Source organism: Serratia sp. 2C06, from assembly GCF_050037615.1.
GTDB classification, from domain to species: domain Bacteria; phylum Pseudomonadota; class Gammaproteobacteria; order Enterobacterales; family Enterobacteriaceae; genus Serratia; species Serratia ureilytica.
Genome location: NZ_CP188299.1, coordinates 2,422,289 through 2,439,270 on the forward strand (window position 1 = coordinate 2,422,289; position 16,982 = coordinate 2,439,270).

18 protein-coding genes are annotated in these 16,982 nt (G+C 64.1%); 12 read left to right on the plus strand and 6 right to left on the minus strand.

What is annotated here, in order from left to right; translation table 11 throughout:
• Nucleotides 1–28 precede the first annotated feature (28 nt).
• Together modF and modE are read right to left on the minus strand one after the other, a co-directional pair.
• Nucleotides 29–1,516 carry a molybdate ABC transporter ATP-binding protein ModF gene (gene modF, locus ACP3TA_RS11975; RefSeq protein WP_147837713.1) on the minus strand — a complete coding sequence of 496 codons (1,488 nt, stop codon included), beginning with the start codon at nt 1,514–1,516 and terminating at the stop codon, nt 29–31.
• Between the two features lie 90 nt (nt 1,517–1,606).
• Entirely contained in the window at nt 1,607–2,398 is a 792-nt protein-coding gene (modE, locus tag ACP3TA_RS11980; protein WP_089196734.1) for a molybdenum-dependent transcriptional regulator, read from the minus strand.
• A 187-nt stretch (nt 2,399–2,585) separates the two neighbouring features.
• Between modE and ACP3TA_RS11985 the strand changes: the two genes are divergently transcribed.
• The 9 genes from ACP3TA_RS11985 (at nt 2,586) to modC (ending at nt 11,296) form a co-directional block, all read left to right on the plus strand.
• Entirely contained in the window at nt 2,586–4,745 is a 2,160-nt protein-coding gene (locus ACP3TA_RS11985; protein ID WP_426784613.1) for a TonB-dependent siderophore receptor, read from the plus strand.
• Nucleotides 4,746–4,749: 4 nt separating this feature from the next.
• On the plus strand, nt 4,750–5,745 hold the full coding sequence (locus tag ACP3TA_RS11990; protein WP_206196449.1) for an ABC transporter substrate-binding protein: 996 nt from the start codon (nt 4,750–4,752) through the stop codon (nt 5,743–5,745).
• A 1-nt stretch (nt 5,746) separates the two neighbouring features.
• Complete coding sequence (locus ACP3TA_RS11995) at nt 5,747–6,502, plus strand: class I SAM-dependent methyltransferase (RefSeq protein WP_033642220.1); 756 nt, start codon at nt 5,747–5,749, stop codon at nt 6,500–6,502.
• A 1-nt stretch (nt 6,503) separates the two neighbouring features.
• A complete protein-coding gene (locus ACP3TA_RS12000; protein WP_033642221.1) occupies nt 6,504–7,529 on the plus strand; it encodes a FecCD family ABC transporter permease in 1,026 nt (341 codons plus the stop codon).
• Nucleotides 7,526–8,314 carry an ABC transporter ATP-binding protein gene (locus ACP3TA_RS12005; protein WP_033642222.1) on the plus strand — a complete coding sequence of 263 codons (789 nt, stop codon included), beginning with the start codon at nt 7,526–7,528 and terminating at the stop codon, nt 8,312–8,314. Before ACP3TA_RS12000 ends, ACP3TA_RS12005 begins: the two co-directional genes overlap by 4 nt.
• Before the next feature lie 146 nt (nt 8,315–8,460).
• Complete coding sequence (locus tag ACP3TA_RS12010; RefSeq protein WP_004939813.1) at nt 8,461–8,610, plus strand: AcrZ family multidrug efflux pump-associated protein; 150 nt, start codon at nt 8,461–8,463, stop codon at nt 8,608–8,610.
• A gap of 158 nt (nt 8,611–8,768) precedes the next feature.
• Nucleotides 8,769–9,542, plus strand: coding sequence for a molybdate ABC transporter substrate-binding protein (gene modA, locus ACP3TA_RS12015; protein ID WP_206196448.1), 774 nt, complete (start codon nt 8,769–8,771; stop codon nt 9,540–9,542).
• The gene (gene modB, locus ACP3TA_RS12020; protein ID WP_426784614.1) at nt 9,539–10,228 is read left to right on the plus strand and encodes a molybdate ABC transporter permease subunit; all 690 of its coding nucleotides are present in this window, start codon (nt 9,539–9,541) and stop codon (nt 10,226–10,228) included. The genes modA and modB overlap by 4 nt, the downstream gene beginning before the upstream one ends.
• Nucleotides 10,229–11,296: a molybdenum ABC transporter ATP-binding protein ModC gene (gene modC, locus ACP3TA_RS12025; protein WP_046686592.1), complete on the plus strand. Its 1,068-nt coding sequence runs from the start codon at nt 10,229–10,231 to the stop codon at nt 11,294–11,296.
• 31 nt (nt 11,297–11,327) lie between these two features.
• Here modC and ACP3TA_RS12030 read toward each other — a convergent pair whose 3' ends face one another.
• Nucleotides 11,328–12,146, minus strand: a complete 819-nt coding sequence (locus ACP3TA_RS12030) for a pyridoxal phosphatase (RefSeq protein WP_033652412.1) — start codon at nt 12,144–12,146, stop codon at nt 11,328–11,330.
• A gap of 178 nt (nt 12,147–12,324) precedes the next feature.
• Between ACP3TA_RS12030 and pgl the strand changes: the two genes are divergently transcribed.
• The gene (gene pgl, locus ACP3TA_RS12035) at nt 12,325–13,320 is read left to right on the plus strand and encodes a 6-phosphogluconolactonase (RefSeq protein ID WP_033652352.1); all 996 of its coding nucleotides are present in this window, start codon (nt 12,325–12,327) and stop codon (nt 13,318–13,320) included.
• Nucleotides 13,321–13,384: 64 nt separating this feature from the next.
• On the opposite strand, the gene ACP3TA_RS12040 is transcribed toward pgl, so the two are convergent.
• Together ACP3TA_RS12040 and dmeF are read right to left on the minus strand one after the other, a co-directional pair.
• The gene (locus ACP3TA_RS12040) at nt 13,385–13,867 is read right to left on the minus strand and encodes a kinase inhibitor (RefSeq protein ID WP_033642228.1); all 483 of its coding nucleotides are present in this window, start codon (nt 13,865–13,867) and stop codon (nt 13,385–13,387) included.
• A gap of 32 nt (nt 13,868–13,899) precedes the next feature.
• Nucleotides 13,900–14,868 (minus strand): CDF family Co(II)/Ni(II) efflux transporter DmeF, encoded by a 969-nt coding sequence (dmeF, locus tag ACP3TA_RS12045; RefSeq protein ID WP_426784615.1) that lies wholly within the window; start codon nt 14,866–14,868, stop codon nt 13,900–13,902.
• Between the two features lie 78 nt (nt 14,869–14,946).
• Here dmeF and ACP3TA_RS12050 point away from each other — a divergent pair, with 78 nt between their 5' ends.
• Nucleotides 14,947–15,222 (plus strand): metal/formaldehyde-sensitive transcriptional repressor, encoded by a 276-nt coding sequence (locus ACP3TA_RS12050; RefSeq protein ID WP_025301915.1) that lies wholly within the window; start codon nt 14,947–14,949, stop codon nt 15,220–15,222.
• Between the two features lie 2 nt (nt 15,223–15,224).
• Entirely contained in the window at nt 15,225–15,626 is a 402-nt protein-coding gene (locus ACP3TA_RS12055) for a YkvA family protein (protein WP_047025679.1), read from the plus strand.
• A 4-nt stretch (nt 15,627–15,630) separates the two neighbouring features.
• On the opposite strand, the gene bioA is transcribed toward ACP3TA_RS12055, so the two are convergent.
• A complete protein-coding gene (gene bioA / locus ACP3TA_RS12060) occupies nt 15,631–16,905 on the minus strand; it encodes an adenosylmethionine--8-amino-7-oxononanoate transaminase (RefSeq protein ID WP_342171264.1) in 1,275 nt (424 codons plus the stop codon).
• Nucleotides 16,906–16,982: the final 77 nt, after the last annotated feature.

Below are 16,982 nucleotides of genomic sequence, written 5' to 3' on the forward strand. Positions count from 1 at the left end.
GTGTTGCCGGATATGTTTACGCCGCGTTTCAGACGGAGGCTGCCTCCAGCCGCTGGTGTTGATAGCCGTAGCCGCCCTCGCCGTCGGGCACGAAGCTGAGGCGGTGGGTGATGCACTGCGGCGCATCTTCGGCATGGTGCGAAACGAACAGCAACTGCGTGGCGCCCTGGCCGATCAGCACGTCGATGAAGCGGCGCACCAGCTGGCGATTGAGCGGATCCAACCCTTGCAGCGGCTCGTCGAGGATCAGCAGCGCCGGGTGCTTCACCAGCGCGCGGGCGATCAGCGCCAATCGCTGTTGGCCCCAGGAAAGGCTGTGGAACGGGGCGTCACCGCGCGCGCCGTCGAGCCCGAGCAGCGCCAGCCATTGCTCGGTCAGCTGCCGCTGGCGATCCGAGACCGCCTGATAAATGCCGATCGAATCGAAGAACCCCGACAGCACCACGTTGCGCACGCTGGTGTTGACGCGATAATCCAGATGCAGGCTGCTGCTGACGTAGCCGATATGGCGTTTGATTTCCCAGATGGTTTCCCCGCTGCCGCGGCGGCGGCCGAACAGCGTCAGATCGTTGCTGTAGCCCTGCGGGTGATCGCCGGTGATCAAACTGAGCAGGGTGGATTTGCCGGCGCCGTTTGGGCCGACGATCTGCCAGTGTTCACCAGGGTTAACCTGCCAGTCGAGATGATTGAGGATCGGCCGATCGTTATAGCTGACCACGCCGTCACGCAGGACGATCAGCGGACGATCCGCCGGCAGGACCTCTTTTTGCGTCGGATCCTCCGTTTCCGGCAGCGCCAGCCCGCTGAGGTTTTCGCTGTGCGCCAGCTGCGCCACCAGCGCGTCCGCCATCACCTGGCTGCGCGGCCCGCGGTTGGTCAGGGTGCAGTCCGCCAGCACGCCCACCTGCCGGACAAAATCCGGTATTTCGTCGAAACGGTTGAGCACCAGCACCACGGTCTGCCCCTGGGCGGAAAGCTCGCTCAGCAGCGCGGCGAGCTGCGCGCGCGAGTGCACGTCCAGCCCGTCGAAAGGTTCATCGAGGATCAGCAGGTCGGGCTGCGGCATCAGCGCGCGGCACAGCAGGGTTTTGCGCGTTTCGCCGGTAGACAGGTATTTGAAGCGGCGCGTCAGCAGGGCGGTAATGCCGAACTGCGCGGCCAGTCGCTCACAGCGCGCGGCGTCTTTCACCTCTTCCTGAATGATCTCCGCCGCGGTACGGCCGGTGTCGTCTTCGTCCGCGCTGAGCAGATCGGTATTGTTGCGTTGCCACTCGTCGCTGACCATCTTTTGCAACTGTTCGAAGGAGATGCGCACCGCGTGCTGAAAGTCGCTGCGGCGTTCGCCGCGAAGCAGAACCAGTTCGTCGGCCAGCGCGCGCGCCAGGGCGGATTTGCCGCTGCCGTTGGCGCCGACGAAGGCCCAGCTTTCACCGGCCTGGATCGCCAGCGCTTCCAGCGTCAGGGTGCGGGTATCGCTCAAGCGGAATGAACCTTGCGAAATGTGCAACGACGACATCACCTGTTCCTTTTTTTGCAATTATTTGCCTTAGAAATAGGCGCATTGCCGGGTGATGTCAATCAACAAAAACGCAACATCACGTTGCGCTTAACACAACGTGGCGACAATCACCCGATCGGCGTTGAACAGGGCGTGTACGGCGGCGCCGACGCTCAGCTGCAGGCGCTGCAGCTCCGCCGTCGTCAGGGTGGCGCACAGGGTTTCGCCGCCCGCCAGCGTCACCAGCACCTCGCTGTGTTCGGCGCCCGGCTGAATGCCGGCCACCACGCCCGCCAGCGCATTATCCGCGTCGGCGTTATCGGCCGCATCGACGCTCAGACGCACCCAGGGCGCCTTGATCAGCGCCAGCACCTCTTTGCCGGGCGTCAGCTGCAGCCGATCGGCGCTTTGCTGGGTAATGGCCGCCGTCAGGCGAGTGCTGCCGTCGTTCAGCAGGATCGCCAGATGCTGCTGTACCTGCTGGTGGTCGCGTTCGATCACGGTGCCGAAAAACTGATTGCGTGCGCTGGTTTGCAGCGAGAAGCGCGAGATGGCCGCCAGCAGGCTATCGAGCGGCAGATCGTCCTGCTGCAGCACGTCGAAGGCTTTTTGCTGCACCTGGCCCAGCAGATCGTACAGCTGGATCAGCCGTTGGCCGTAGTGCGTCAAATGCGCGCCCCCGCCGCCTTTGCCGCCGGTGGCGCGTTCCACCACCGTTTGTTCCGCCAGTTGGTTCATCTCATTGATGGCGTCCCAGGCGCTTTTGTAGCTGATGCCCGCCAGTTTGGCGCCCTGGCTGATGGAGCCGGTGTGCTGCACCTGTTTCAGCAGCGCGATGCGGCGCGGATCGGCGAACAGCTTTTGCTGGAGTTTGAGAGTCAGAAGAATTTCGGCCTGCATAGCGCATCCTGTCGGCGGCAAAAATCGTATTGTCGCCGATTTGGCGGCAAAGCGCCAAACGCCGCGCGTGGGAGAGTGGGGCAATAAAGACTGGCATTGCAATATTGTAATAATATAACATAACAAAAAACGATAAAGCTTTATTCCGGCTGCGGCCGATTTTTATTTCACCACAGGGATGCTCCACATGAGTACGACACGCCAGCGCCTTCGCGCGCCCAGGAAATATTTATGCCTCGCCGCCGCTTGGGTCGGCGGCGCACTGGCGCCGCTGGCTTTCGCCGCCGACTGCGATAAAGCCCGCAATGCCACGGGATGTGAAGAACAGCTCACCGTGGAAGCGGCGGCCTCCGCCGGGCGCTACGATGCGTTGAGCGCCGTGAGCCGCAGCGCTTCGCAGCTCGGGCTGACCGCTCGGGAAACGCCGCGCAGCGTCGATATCATCAGCGCAAGAGCGATCCAACAGCGGGGCGACCGCTCGCTGGCCGCCGCCGTCGAGCATGCCACCGGTCTGTCCGGCGTCGCTTCGCCAACGTTGTCCAATAACTTTTCCGCGCGCGGTTTCCGGCCTATCGCCTGGTTGTATAACGGCGTGGAGATGCCCGGCAGCACGCTGCAGCTGGGCGATCCGGCGCATTACGACAGCATCGAGGTACTGCGCGGGCCGGGATCGGCCTTGAACGGCCTGAGCGCCGCGGGCGGCAGCGTCAACCTGATCTCGCGGCGGCCGACCTTCAGCCGCCAGCCGCTCGAGCTCGATTATGGCTTCGGCAGCTACCGCAGCCAGCGTCTGCATCTGGGGGCCGGCGGCGCGCTGGTGGACGATGCGGTGGCGTACCGGTTGGACGTCAGCGGCAACGACAGCGGCAGCAACGTGCAGTATGAACGCGATCGGCAGAAGCGGGTTTCCGGCTCGCTGCTGTTTAAGCTGACGGACGATGCGCTGTTGACGCTTAGCCTGGACCGCATGCTCAACCGCACCAACAACCCTTACTACGGCACGCCGCTGCTGGACGGGCGCATTGCCGGCGAGCTGCGCGACATCAATTACAACAACCTGACCGACAGCCGCATCCAGAGCAACGCCACCGCATTTCAGGCCAGCCTGGACTGGTTTATGACGCCCGAAGTGGAATGGCATAACCAATTCTATTACTACAGCGGCTTTCGCGAATGGCGCAACGTCGAGCGCTTCCGCGTCGCGGCGGCGGCCCGGCCCGGCGACGTCAACCGCGACTCCTTCGGCGCCCTGGCGCACGACGACGATCTGATCGGCAACCGCAGTTCGCTGGTATTCGACCGCGCCATCGCCGGTTTTGATAACCGGTTGCTGGTCGGCCTCGATCTGAGCAAGCGGCATTTTCAGTATTATTCCAACGGTTTCCCCGGCTCGGAAGACGTACCGCTTGGCGCGCCGCCCAGAGAGCCGTTCGCCCAGGGTACCGACCGCCAACGCGCGCCGGTGCGCCACGTTACCCAGAACCAGTACGCCGCCTTTCTCGAGGATCGCTTCAGCCTGACCGAGCGTTTAGCGTTGCTGGGCCAGCTGCGCTACAACCATATGAACATGGACTGGCGCTTCCAGGGGCCGCAGGAAGAGAGCCGCGCGCACACCTACGTTTTCAGCACCTGGAGCCTGGGCCCCAGCTATGCATTGACCGACAACCTCACGCTCTACGCCAACTACACCACCGGCCAGGAGCCGGGCAACGATCTGTTCTTCCTCAGCCCAACGCAGACCGATCTGCCGCTGACGCGAGCGCGCCAGTGGGAGGCCGGCGCCAAAGGGCAGTTCTGGGGGAACAAGGGCGAGGCGACGCTGGCGCTGTACGAACTGCGCAAGGACAACCTGTTTGTGCCCGACGCGCAGCGGCCGGATGCGTTGAACGCGGTAGGCAGGCAGACGTCGCGCGGCATTGAGCTTGGCGTGGTGCTGCGTCCCGACGAACGCTGGGAGCTGGCCGGCAACGCCGCTTACACGCATGCCCGCTACGACGACTATCGCGGCGGTAGCCCGCTGCGCAGCTACAACGGCAATCGCCCGGCCTATATCCCGGACTGGACCGCCAACCTCAGCGTGCATTATCAGGCGACGGAGCGCCTGGGGCTGGCTTCTTCGCTGCGCTACGTCGGCAGCAGCTACAACGACGACGCCAACCGGCGCAAGATGCGCGCGTACACCACGCTCGATCTGGCGGCAGACTATCAGCTGACGCCGATCGTCGATGTTGGTTTTCGCATTCGCAACGCCACCAACCAGCTGTACGCCTATCAGCGTACTTACCCGGACCAGGCGCTGATCGCGCTGCCGCGCAGCTATGAAACCTTCGTGTCGGTCAGGTTCTGACGGCGTGAAAGGCTGGCTTGCCCTGCTGTTGTGCGCCCTGGAATTGGGCGGCAGCGCGACGCTGCGTGCCGATGCCGTCAGCCTGCAAAATTGCGGGGTAACGCGCGATTACCCGCAGCCGCCGCAGCGGGTGCTGGTTTACGCCAACCCGGCGCTGGAAAACCTGATGGCGCTGGGGCTGGCTGGCCGCGCGATCGGCGTGGTCGGGTATGACCGCACGCGCGATCCCGTGCCAACGGCGTCGGCCGAGACATTGCAGGCGCCCACCAGCCCGGCGCCGCCCACGGCGGAAGCGTTGCTGCTGATGCGGCCGGATTTTGTCTATTCGGCTAGCTATTACTGGCTGCACAGCCCGGAAACGCCCGATCGGGCGCGGCTGGCAGAATGGGGCATCGGCACTTATCTCTCTCCCGGCGCCTGCAGCGGCCAGCAAAGCGCGATCGCCGCCGCGCTGACGTTCGAAGACATTTTCACCGAGCTGCGGGAGCTGGCGCGCATTTTCAACGTCAGCAGCGCCGGTGAAGCGCTGGTCGCGCGGCTGCGCGGGCAGCTGAGGGCGTTTGAGGCGCAGCGCGCGCCGCTGCCGCATTTACGTCTGCTGTGGTGGTATGCCGGCGCGCAAACGCCCTACGTGGCGGGCTGCTGCGGCGCGCCAGGTTTGCTGAGCCGCAGCGTCGGTAGCGAGAACCTGTTCGGCGATCGGCCCGAGCTGTGGCCGACGGTGTCCTGGGAGGTTATCGCCGCCCGCGATCCGGATGCGATCGTGCTTGGCGATCTGCCGCGCGGCGGCCTCGGCGACAGCGCGGCCGACAAAATCGCCTTTCTGGAACATCACCCGCTGACCGCGACGCTGCGCGCCGTGCGTCAGCGGCGCTACGTGATCCTCCCCGGTTACGACATGGACCCTTCCGCCCGCACCGTGGCGGCGCTGGGCCGTTTGATTCGGGGCCTGGCGGCCTTGCCGCCGCAGGCGCCGACTTTTTCCAACAAGGAACCTTGATATGACTGCCGTTTCATTCTCTTCGCTGCTGGACTCCTGGGATCGCCAGCAGGCGGCCTACATCGCCGAACGGGAAGCGCGTTTTAACGCCCAGCTGGAGGTGCTGGCGCTGGCCGCCGGCCAGGATTTTCACGTGGTGGATCTGGCCTGCGGCCCGGGATCGCTGAGCCTGCGCATTTTGCAGCGCTTTCCGCAGGCCAGGGTGACCGCCATCGATCTCGATCCGCTGTTGCTGGCGGTGGCGCGCGGTGCGCTGGCGGAGTACGGCGATCGGATCCGCATTCTGCAGGCCGATCTGGCGGATCCGGCCTGTTTTGCCGCGCTGTCCGGCCCCGCGCCGCAGGCGGCGGTGTCCAGCACGGCGCTGCACTGGCTGATGCCCGAGCAGCAGCTGGCGCTGTACCGCAACGTTGCCGGGCTGCTGGCCGACGGCGGCGTGTTCCTGAACGCCGATCATCAGCGCTATGACCAGCGTCAGCCGCGGCTGAAAGCGTTGGCGGAGCGGCACGACGAGCAGACCCAACAGCGCGCCTGGGACAACGGCGTCGAGGATTGGGATCGCTGGTTTGCGGGCGCGCTGCAATCGCCGGCGCTGGCCGCTTATCAGGCCGAGCGTGAAGCGCTGTTCGCCGGCCGCCCGGTGCCGCCGCCGACGCCGGTGGATTTCCAGCTCGCGGCGCTTAGACAAGCCGGTTTCAGCGAGGCGGGGACGGTGTGGCAGCTGTTGGACGACTATGTGATCGCAGGCTGGAAATAGCATGATCCGGGGGTTACTGCCCGGCCGTAAGGCCGGTTGGCTGCTGTTGCTGGCGGCGGCGCTGCCGCTGGCCCTGCTGGGCGCCACCCTGTCGGGGCCTGCGCCGATCGCGTGGCACGACGCCTGGCGCATCGTGTTCGGCGTCAGCGGCAGTGCGGCGACCGACGCCGAGGTGTATCAGCGCATCATCTGGTCGCTGCGGATGCCGCGCGCGCTGTTGGCGGCGCTGGCCGGCGCCGGGCTGGCGTTGGCGGGCACCGTGCTGCAGTCGCTGACCCGCAACCCGCTGGCCGATCCCTGGGTGCTGGGCATCTCCTCCGGCGCCGGCGTGGGGGCGGTAACGGTATTGGTATTGGGGCTGGGGGGCGGCCTGCTGTCGGTGTCCGGCGGCGCGTTTATCGGCGCGCTGGGAGCATTTGCGTTGGTGATGCTGCTGGCCGGGCGTTCGCTGCAGGGGGAGTCCACGCTGTTTATTCTGGCCGGGGTGGCGGTGACGCAGCTGCTTTCTGCGTTAACTTCGCTGATCACCCTCTGGCAGGCGGACGCCAACGTCACGCGCGGCGTGATGTTCTGGCTGCTGGGATCGTTCAGCGACGCGCGCTGGCCGCAGGTCGGGCTGTGCGGGCTGGCGCTGGCGGCGGCGCTGCTGCTTTGTTGGCTGCGGGCGGGTGAGCTGGACGCGCTGGCGTTCGGCGGCGTGACCGCCGCTTCGTTGGGGGTGGCGGTGGCTCCGCTGAAGCTGCTGCTGTATGTGGTGACTACCGCGCTGACGGCGGCGATCGTCGCGTTCAGCGGCGCGGTGGGATTTATCGGGCTGACGGTGCCGCATGTCGCCCGGCGGCTGGTCGGCTCGCGGCATCGGCTGCTGTTGCCGGCCAGCGCGCTGTGCGGCGCGCTGTTCGCCGTGGCGGCGGACACGCTGGCCAGAACGCTGTTTGCCCCGCGCGAGCTGCCGGTCGGCGTGCTGACGGCGCTGTTGGGGGTGCCGGTATTCCTGCTGTTGTTGTATCGGAAGGTCAATGCATGACGATTGAAAAAGCGCGATCCGGCCTGCGCGCCGAAGCGGTGAGCTGGCGAGCGGGCGAACGCACGGTGCTGGAAAATCTGGATTTCTGCGCCTTGCCCGGTGAGGTCACCGGCGTGCTCGGCGTCAACGGCAGCGGTAAATCCACGTTGCTCAAGCTGCTGGCCGGGTTGCAGCCTGCCGCCGGGGGCCACGTTTGGCTGGAAGGGCGCGAAATTACTGCGTTTTCCGGGCGGGAGCGCGCCAGGCGCATCGCCTTTCTCGAGCAATCCGCCCCCGGCGCCTTCGCGCTGCCGGTGAAGGAGGCGGTGCTGCTGGGGCGCCTGGCCCATATCGGCCGCTGGCGCGGTTTCGGCCCCGAAGATCGCCGTCTCGCCGGGCAGGCGATGGAGCAAGTGGGCATCAGCCACCTGGCCGATCGCGATTGGCAGCGGCTGTCCGGCGGCGAACGGCAGCGGGTGCACCTGGCGCGCGCGTTGGCGCAGCAAACGCCGTGGCTGCTGCTGGATGAGCCCGCCAACCATCTGGATATCGCCCATCAGCAGCAGTTTATGGCCTTGCTGCGGCGGCTGAAGCTCAGCGTGGTGGTAACGCTGCACGATCTGAATCTGGCCGCCTGCTATTGCGATCGGGTGGCGCTGCTGCAGCGGGGCAGGGTCTGTGCGGCAGGTGCGCCGCGGCAGGCGCTGACGCCGGAGAACATTCGCGCGGTGTACGGGGTGGAGGCCCGGCTGGCGGCGCCCGCCGGCTATGCGCCGCCGCTGATCTATTACCCCGCACCGGCATGAGCCCGGTGGAAAGGGCACGTTTAGCCGATCACAATTTCGCCCCGCTGGCTAAAATAACTCCGGTTTTACCGATTTTTTTGGGTTAGAATAACCCGATATGCGGTGAAAGGCATTTGCCGCTCAATGGGCAGTTAAGCGAGGCTATCATGTTGGAATTATTGAAAAGTCTGTTATTCGCCGTGGTGATGGTGCCGGTGGTCATGGCGCTCATTCTCGGCTTGATCTACGGTTTTGGCGAAGTGTTCAACGTCTTCTCCAAAGTGGGCCGTTCGAAAGAAAACCGCACCCAGCACTGACCGTTCCCCATCCCGATACCCGTCGGCATCGCCCGGCGGGCATTCCTCAAGTTATCTCACGCTTTGCCGATAAACCGCATGACAAGCTTTCGCGCAACGTTATATTATTTTTTATATAACGAAGAGTGATAATGCACGTTAACTTGCGGAGAAAAACAATGAAACAGCAATGGACCAAATGGGTTGGCGGGATCGTGTTGGCATCGGGCCTGGTGGCTCAGGCCTCGGCGGCGGAAAAGATCACCGTGTTCGCCGCCGCGTCGCTGACCAACGCGCTGCAGGACATCGCCACCCAGTATCAAAAAGGCAAGGACGTGCAGGTGGTTTCCTCCTTCGCGTCGTCCTCGACGCTGGCGCGCCAAATTGAGCAGGGCGCCCCGGCCGATCTGTTTATCTCCGCCGATCAACAGTGGATGGATTACGCCATCGACAAGCAGCAGATGGTGAAAGACACCCGCTATACGCTGCTGGGCAACGAACTGGTGCTGATCGCCGCCAAGAACGATAAACAAGACAAGATCGCCATCGACAAGCAGACCGATTGGGCCAAACTGCTGAACGGCGGCCGCCTGGCGGTGGGCGATCCGGATCACGTGCCGGCCGGCATCTACGCCAAAGAGGCGCTGGAGCATCTGGGCGCCTGGCGCGCGCTGGAGCCTAAACTGGCGCGCGCCAACAACGTGCGCAGCGCGATGGCGCTGGTGGAGCGCGGTGAAGCGCCGCTCGGCATCGTTTACGGTTCCGACGCGGTCGCCAGCGACAAGGTGAAAGTGGTGGGCGTGTTCCCGGAAGACAGCCACAAACCGGTTGAATATCCGATGGCGATTGTGAAAGATCGTCAAAATCCGACGGTCAGCGCTTTCTATACCTATCTGAAGGGCCCGGAAGCGGCCGCTATTTTCGAACATTATGGATTCACCCCGCGTAAATGATTCTGAGCGAGTACGAGTGGCAGGCGGTTGAGCTGAGCCTGAAAGTTTCCGGTTTGGCGGTAGTCTGCAGCCTGCCGTTCGGCATTCTGATGGCCTGGGTGCTGGTGCGTTGCCGTTTTCCCGGCAAGGCGCTGCTGGATGGCGTCATTCACCTGCCGCTGGTGCTGCCGCCGGTGGTGGTGGGTTATTTGCTGCTGATCGCCATGGGGCGGCGCGGCGTCATCGGCGAGTGGCTGTACGACTGGTTCGGCTTCAGCTTCAGCTTTAGCTGGCGCGGCGCCGCGCTGGCGTCGGCGGTGGTGGCGTTTCCGCTGATGGTGCGCGCTATCCGGCTGGCGCTGGAGGCGGTGGATACCCGGCTGGAACAGGCGGCGCGCACGCTGGGCGCCAACCCGTGGCGGGTGTTTTTCACTATCACGCTGCCGCTGTCACTGCCCGGCGTCATTGTCGGCGTGGTGCTGGCCTTCGCCCGTTCGCTGGGGGAGTTTGGCGCCACCATCACCTTCGTCTCCAACATTCCCGGTGAAACCCGCACCATTCCGCTGGCGATGTATACGCTGATTGAAACACCGGGGGTGGAGGCCGCCGCCGCGCGTCTGTGCGTGATCGCCATCGTGCTGTCGCTGGCTTCGCTGATGGTGTCCGAATGGCTGGCCCGCTGGGGCCGCAAACGGATGGGGGTGTAAATGCTGGAGCTGGATTTCTCGCAGCAGCTGGGCGACCTCAATCTCAACGTCCGCGCCGATTTGCCGGCGCAGGGCATCACCGCGATTTTCGGCCTGTCCGGCGCGGGTAAAACTTCATTGATCAACGCCATCGGCGGCCTGACCCGTTTGCAGCAGGGGCGCATCGCGCTCAATGGCCGCACGCTGGTGGATACCGCCGCGGGCCTCTGCCTGCCGCCGGAAAAGCGCCGTATCGGCTATGTGTTTCAGGATGCGCGCCTGTTCCCGCACTATCGGGTGCGCGGCAACCTGCAGTACGGCATGGCGGCCGGCATGCGCGCGCAGTTCAACACCATCGTCGAGCTGTTGGGCATCGGGCCGCTGCTCAATCGGCTGCCGCTGACGCTCTCCGGCGGTGAAAAACAGCGGGTGGCGATCGGCCGCGCGCTGCTGACCGCGCCGGAACTGCTGCTGATGGACGAACCGCTGGCCTCGCTCGATCTGCCGCGCAAACGCGAGCTGCTGCCGTATCTGGAGCGGCTGGCGCAGGACGTCAACATCCCTATCCTCTACGTCAGCCACAGCCTGGACGAGATCCTGCGCCTGGCCGAGCAGGTGTTGGTGCTGGATCGCGGCGAGGTGCGCGCGTTCGGCGGGCTGGAAGCCGTCTGGGCCAGCAGCGCGCTGCGGCCGTGGCTGCAACGTGAAGATCAGAGCAGCGTGCTGCGCGTCAGCGTGATTGAGCATCATCAACGCTATGCCATGACCGCGCTGGCGCTCGGCGATCAAAGGCTGTGGGTCAGCGGCATCGATGCCGAATTGGGCACTCAGCTGCGCATTCGCATCAATGCCGCCGACGTCTCGCTGGTGCTGCAGCCGCCGGTCAACAGCAGCATTCGCAACGTCTTGCCGGCCAAGGTCAGCGAGTGTCTGGACGTGGACGGGCAGGTGGAGGTGAAGCTGGCGGTCGGGGAACACGTGCTGTGGGCGCGCATCACGCCCTGGGCGCGAGACGAACTGGCGATCCGCCCCGGGCAGTGGCTGTACGCGCAGGTGAAAAGCGTGTCGATCAGCCGCGAGAGCCGTTAAGGCGAGCCCTCCCGGCGGGAGGGCGAAAAGACTACAGCACGCGGGTGCGGATCACCTCGGCGATGCCCGGCTGCAGGTTATCGGCGATCACCAGATCGGCGCGTTCCTTGATCGCGTCATCGGCGTTGCCCATCGCCACGCCCAAACCGACCGCTTCCAGCATGCTGATATCGTTGTAGTTGTCGCCGAACGCCACCACCTGATCCATGCTCAGCCCCTGCGACTCCACCCATTGGCGCAGGCGTTTGCCTTTGCTGTTGCCGCCTTTGGCGATATCCACCTGATCGTGCCAGGACCATTCGCACGCCAACCCCAGCTCTTTCTCCACCGTGTCGGCAAACTCGCGCAGCGCCGGAATATCGGCGTGCGAGGTGGCGAATTTCCAGATCGCCTGCGCGTCGTCGGCCGCCTGCGCCAGGCTGCCGACCTGCAGCAGCGTCGGGCGCTGCGCCGCAGGCAGGGTTTCGGCCCAGGCCAGCGAGCGAGTCACGTGGCCGCTCGGTTCCTGATACAGCATGGCGTCGTCAACGTACATCAGCCCGTGAATGTCGGTCTGTTTGAGCATCTGCAGCACCTGTTTGGCCTGCTCCTTCGCCAAGGGATCGGCGGCCAGCACCTTTTTCTGCTGAAAATCATACAGGTAAGTGCCGTTGCAGCAGATGGCCGGGGTGTCAATCTGCAGCGCCTGGTAGAACGGATGGATGGCGACGTGATGGCGGCCGGTGACCACCACCACCTGGACGCCGGCGGCGCGCGCCTGCGCCAGCGCTTCCAGCGACTGCGGTAAGATGCGTTTTTGATTGTCCAGCAGGGTGCCGTCAAGATCGAGGGCGATGACGCGGTAGCTCATAGGGTTCTCGTTATCGTTAGCCATAAAATTAATCCGATGGTACACCGGATAGCCAATGGAGAAAACCGCGTGAGCTTCCGGTGCTAAGCAGGGTTGCCATGCGGTGGATGTGCGGTAAGCTAGGGACAATCGAACGGCCTGAAACCGGTTCCTCTTTTACCCTTTGCAAGGAGAACACATGAAGCAAATCGTTTATGTCGCCAGCCCGGAGAGCCAGCAGATCCACGTCTGGCAGTTGGACGACGCCGGCGCGCTGACGCTGCTGCAAACCGTTGACGTGCCGGGCCAGGTGCAGCCGATGACCCTTCATCCGGACAAGACTCACCTGTACGTCGGCGTACGTCCGGCGTTCGGCATCGTCAGCTACCGCATCGAGGCGGACGGCACGCTGCAGCAGGCCGGCATGGCGCCGCTGCCGGGCAGCCCGACCCATATCTCCACCGATTTGCAGGGGCGTTACCTGTTCTCCGCTTCCTACAGCGGCAACTGCGCCAGCATCAGCCCGATCGGCCACGACGGCGTGGTCACGGCGCCGATCCAACAGATCGACGGCCTGAGCGCGCCGCACTCCGCCAACATCGATCCGACCAACCAGCTGGTGCTGGTGCCGTGTCTGAAAGAAGACCGCATCCGTCTGTTCAACCTGAGCCTGGCGGGCCAGCTGACGCCGCACGCGCAGGACGCGGTGGATATCGCCGCCGGCGCCGGTCCGCGCCATATGGCGTTCCACCACAACGACAAGTTCGCTTACTGCGTCAACGAGCTGAACGGCACGGTGGACGTGCTGGCCATTTCGGAAAACGGCGGCAAATACACCGTGACGCAAACGCTGGATATCATGCCGGACGATTTCGACGGCACCCGCTGGGCGGCGGACATTCATATCACGCCGAACGGCCGCTTCCTGTACACCAGCGATCGCACCGCCAGCATTCTGACCCTCTTCAGCGTCTCCGAAGACGGCGGCACGTTGAGCGTGGTCGGCTATTATCCGACCGAAGCGCAACCGCGCGGTTTCAATATCGATCACAGCGGCCGCTTCGTGATTTCGTCCGGCCAGAAGTCCGATCACATCGCGGTGCATGAAATTGATCAGGCCAGCGGTCAGCTGACTATGTTGGCGCGTTATCCGGTGGGCAAAGGCCCGATGTGGGTAAGCGTGCTGGCGAAGTAATTCGGCGGGCAGAGCAGAAAAGCGCGGTTCGGTTGAGCCGCGCTTTTTTATGGGCGGAGATCAATCAGTTGAACATCACCGTCAGCGTGGCGCTGCCGAGGCTGTGGAAATGCACGTTAAAGCCCACCAACGCGCCGCTGGAGCCTTCATCCACCTCAATGCTTTCCACGTCCAGCGCATGCACGGTGAACTGATAGCGGTGGCGTTCGCCATTCGGCGGCGCGGCGCCGCCGTAACCGGCCGAGCCGAAGTCGGTACGGGTTTGCAGCGCGGCGCTCGGCAACGGCGCTTTGCCGGAGCCTGCGCCCTGCGGCAGCTCGCGCACGTCGGCCGGAATATTGGCCACCACCCAGTGCCACCAGCCGGAGCCGGTCGGGGCATCGGGATCGTACAGGGTGACGACGAAGCTTTTGGTGCCGGCGGGCACGCCGTCCCAGGCCAGGTGCGGCGACAGGTTATCGCCGCGGTAGCCCATGCCGTTGAAGACCTGCGTCTGCGGCATTGTGCCGCCGTCCTGCAGATCGTTGCTGTACAAACGAAAAGTCATAATGACTCCCAGTTGTCGATAAACGCGGACCCTTAAGCTAGATCTTTTCGGTGGAACAATACAACCCCTTGCGCCAGCGGCGGACGGTTGATCTCGACGGTGACATGCACCAGTTCGGGATGCGCGGCCAACAGTTGGCGCACCCGATCGGCGGTGAGGGCGCGATCGGCGCTGCTCAGGGCGAGGACACAATGATATTTTCCTTTGCCGATGCGGCCTACATGCAAATCGGTCAGCGTGAGCGCGTGGCCGGAAGCGGCCAGGGCCTGGCGGATCTCTTGCGCCACCGGGGCGTCCATTTCGGCATCCAGCAAAATCTTTCCGCTATCGCGCATCAGGCTATAGGCCCAGGCGGCCACCATCACCGCGCCGACGATGCCCATCAGCGGATCGAGCCAGGCGGCGCCCCAAAGCTTGCCGCCGAACAGCGCGACGAGCGCCAGCACCGAGGTGGCGGCGTCGGCGAGCACGTGAACATAGGCGGAACGCAGGTTGAGGTCATGATGAGTGTCGTCGTGGTCATCCCCGTGATGATGATGGTGGCCGCCACCGCGCAACAGCCAGGCGCAGAGCAGGTTGACGGCCAGCCCGATCGCGTCGATGGCGATGGCTTCGTTGTAATGAATCGGGCTGGGATTCAGCAGCCGCTGCCCAGACTGAAACAGCATCAGCGCCGCCACCAGCACCAACAACACCGCGCTGGTGTAACCGGCCAGCACTTCGATCTTCCAGGTGCCGAGGCTAAAGCGGCGATCCTTGGCCAGCCGGCGTGCGGCGCCGTAAGCCAGCACCGACAGGCCCAGGGCCAGCGCGTGCGAACTCATGTGCCAGCCGTCGGCCAGCAATGCCATCGAGTTAAACAGCCAGCCGCCGGCGATCTCGATAGCCATCATATTGGCGGTGAGTATCACCGCCCATCTGGTGTTTCTTTCGGCCAATGGGTTACCATCGTCAAAAACGTGGCTGTGCTCGCGGTGCAAAACGGGCGCGTGAGACGTCATGGTGAAGTTCCTCAGCAAAAGATAGTGCGCTGAAATATACTATACCCCAGTATAGTAAATAACAATCAGGCGGAAATGATGAGCCATACCCACAGAGATCAAAAGAAGCTGTTGGCGCGGGTGCGCCGCATTAAAGGGCAGGCCGAAGCGCTGGAGCGCGCGCTGGAGAGCGGCGGCGAATGTTCGGCTGTTCTGCAGCAGATCGCGGCGGTGCGCGGCGCGGTCAACGGCCTGATGGCGCAGGTGCTGGAAGGGCATGTGCGCGAACATCTGGCTGCCGCGGACGCTACGCCGCAGCAGCGCGAGCAGGACATCGAGCAATTGATGACCGTTTTACGTTCTTATATGAAGTAATCATGATTTCACTGAAAAAACGCACGCCGTGGTTCGGCTGGCTGCGCCGTTGGGCCAAAGGCATCAAGCGCGATATCTACGCGCTGTGGCTGGCCGCCCGTGATAAGCGCACCCCGTGGTACGCCAAGCTGATCGCGCTGCTGGTGGCCGGCTATGCGATCTCACCGATCGATCTGATCCCGGATTTTATTCCGGTGCTGGGCTATCTGGACGATGTGATCATCGTGCCGTTGGGCATCATGTTGGCGGTGCGGCTGATCCCCAAACCGCTGATGGCCGAGCTGCGCGAGAAGGCGCAAAAGCGCGTCGATAATCCCACCGGCCGCATGGCGGCGGCGATGATCATTGTACTGTGGCTGCTGTGTTTGGGATTGCTGGCCCGCTATCTGGACCAGCATTGGTAAGGCATTAACGCGCGGCGGCGGCGACGGCGGCGGTCAGGCGGCTGAGCTGGTCCGCTTCGATGATGTAAGGCGGCATCAGGTAAATCAGCTTGCCGAACGGCCGGATCCATACCCCGCGCTCGACGAACCCGCGCTGCAGCTCGGCGACATCCACCGGTTCGCGCATCTCCACCACCCCAATCGCGCCCAGCACCCGCACGTCGGCCACCTTCGGCAGCGCCGCCAACGGCAACAGTTCCCGCTTCAACTGGGTTTCGATGGCGCTCACCTGCGCCTGCCAGCGATTTTCCGCCAGCAGCGCCAGACTGGCGTCCGCCACCGCGCAGGCCAGCGGATTGCCCATAAAGGTCGGCCCGTGCATAAAGCAGCCGGCCGCGCCGTTGCTGATGGTCTCCGCCACATGGCGGGTAGTCAAGGTGGCGGAAAGGGTCATATAGCCACCGGTCAGCGCCTTGCCCAGACAGAGAATGTCCGGCACCACCTGCGCGTGCTCGCAGGCGAACAGCTTGCCGGTGCGGCCGAAACCGGTGGCGATCTCGTCGGCGATCAGCAGCACCTGATGGCGATCGCACAGCTCACGCACCCGCTTGAGGTAGGTCGGATGGTAGATGCGCATGCCGCCGGCGCCTTGCACCACCGGTTCCAGGATCACCGCCGCCACTTCACCGGCGTGCTGCTCCAGCAGCGCGGCGAACGGCGCGATATCCTCTTCGCGCCAGTCCTCGTCGAAGCGGCACTGCGGCGCGGTGGCGAACAGGTGTGGCGCCAGATACCCCTGATAGAGGCTGTGCATCGAGTTGTCCGGATCGCAGACCGACATCGCGCCGAAGGTATCGCCGTGATAGCCGTGGCGCAGCGTCAGGATGCGCTGCCGGCGCTCGCCGCGCGCCTGCCAGTACTGCAGCGCCATTTTAAGCGACACTTCTACCGCCACCGAACCAGAGTCCGCCAGGAACACGCACTGCAGCGCTTCCGGCGTCATTTCCACCAGCCGACGGCACAACGAGATGGCGGCCGGATGGGTAATGCCGCCGAACATCACGTGCGACATCTTCTCCAACTGCTGGCTGGCGGCCTGATTCAGGCGCGGATGGTTGTAACCGTGGATCGCCGCCCACCAGGAGGACATGCCGTCCACCAGACTCCGGCCGTCCGCCAGCTGCAGTTCGACGCCGCTGGCCGATTCGATCGGGTAACAGGGTAACGGGCGGCTCATGGAGGTGTAGGGGTGCCAGATATGGCGTTGGTCAAACGCCAGGTCGGAAGCGGTGACAGACATTGTTGTAAACCAAATTGGATTAAGATTGGTTGACAGTATATCCACAATATTTAAACTGGCGACACTTTTTCGTTTTG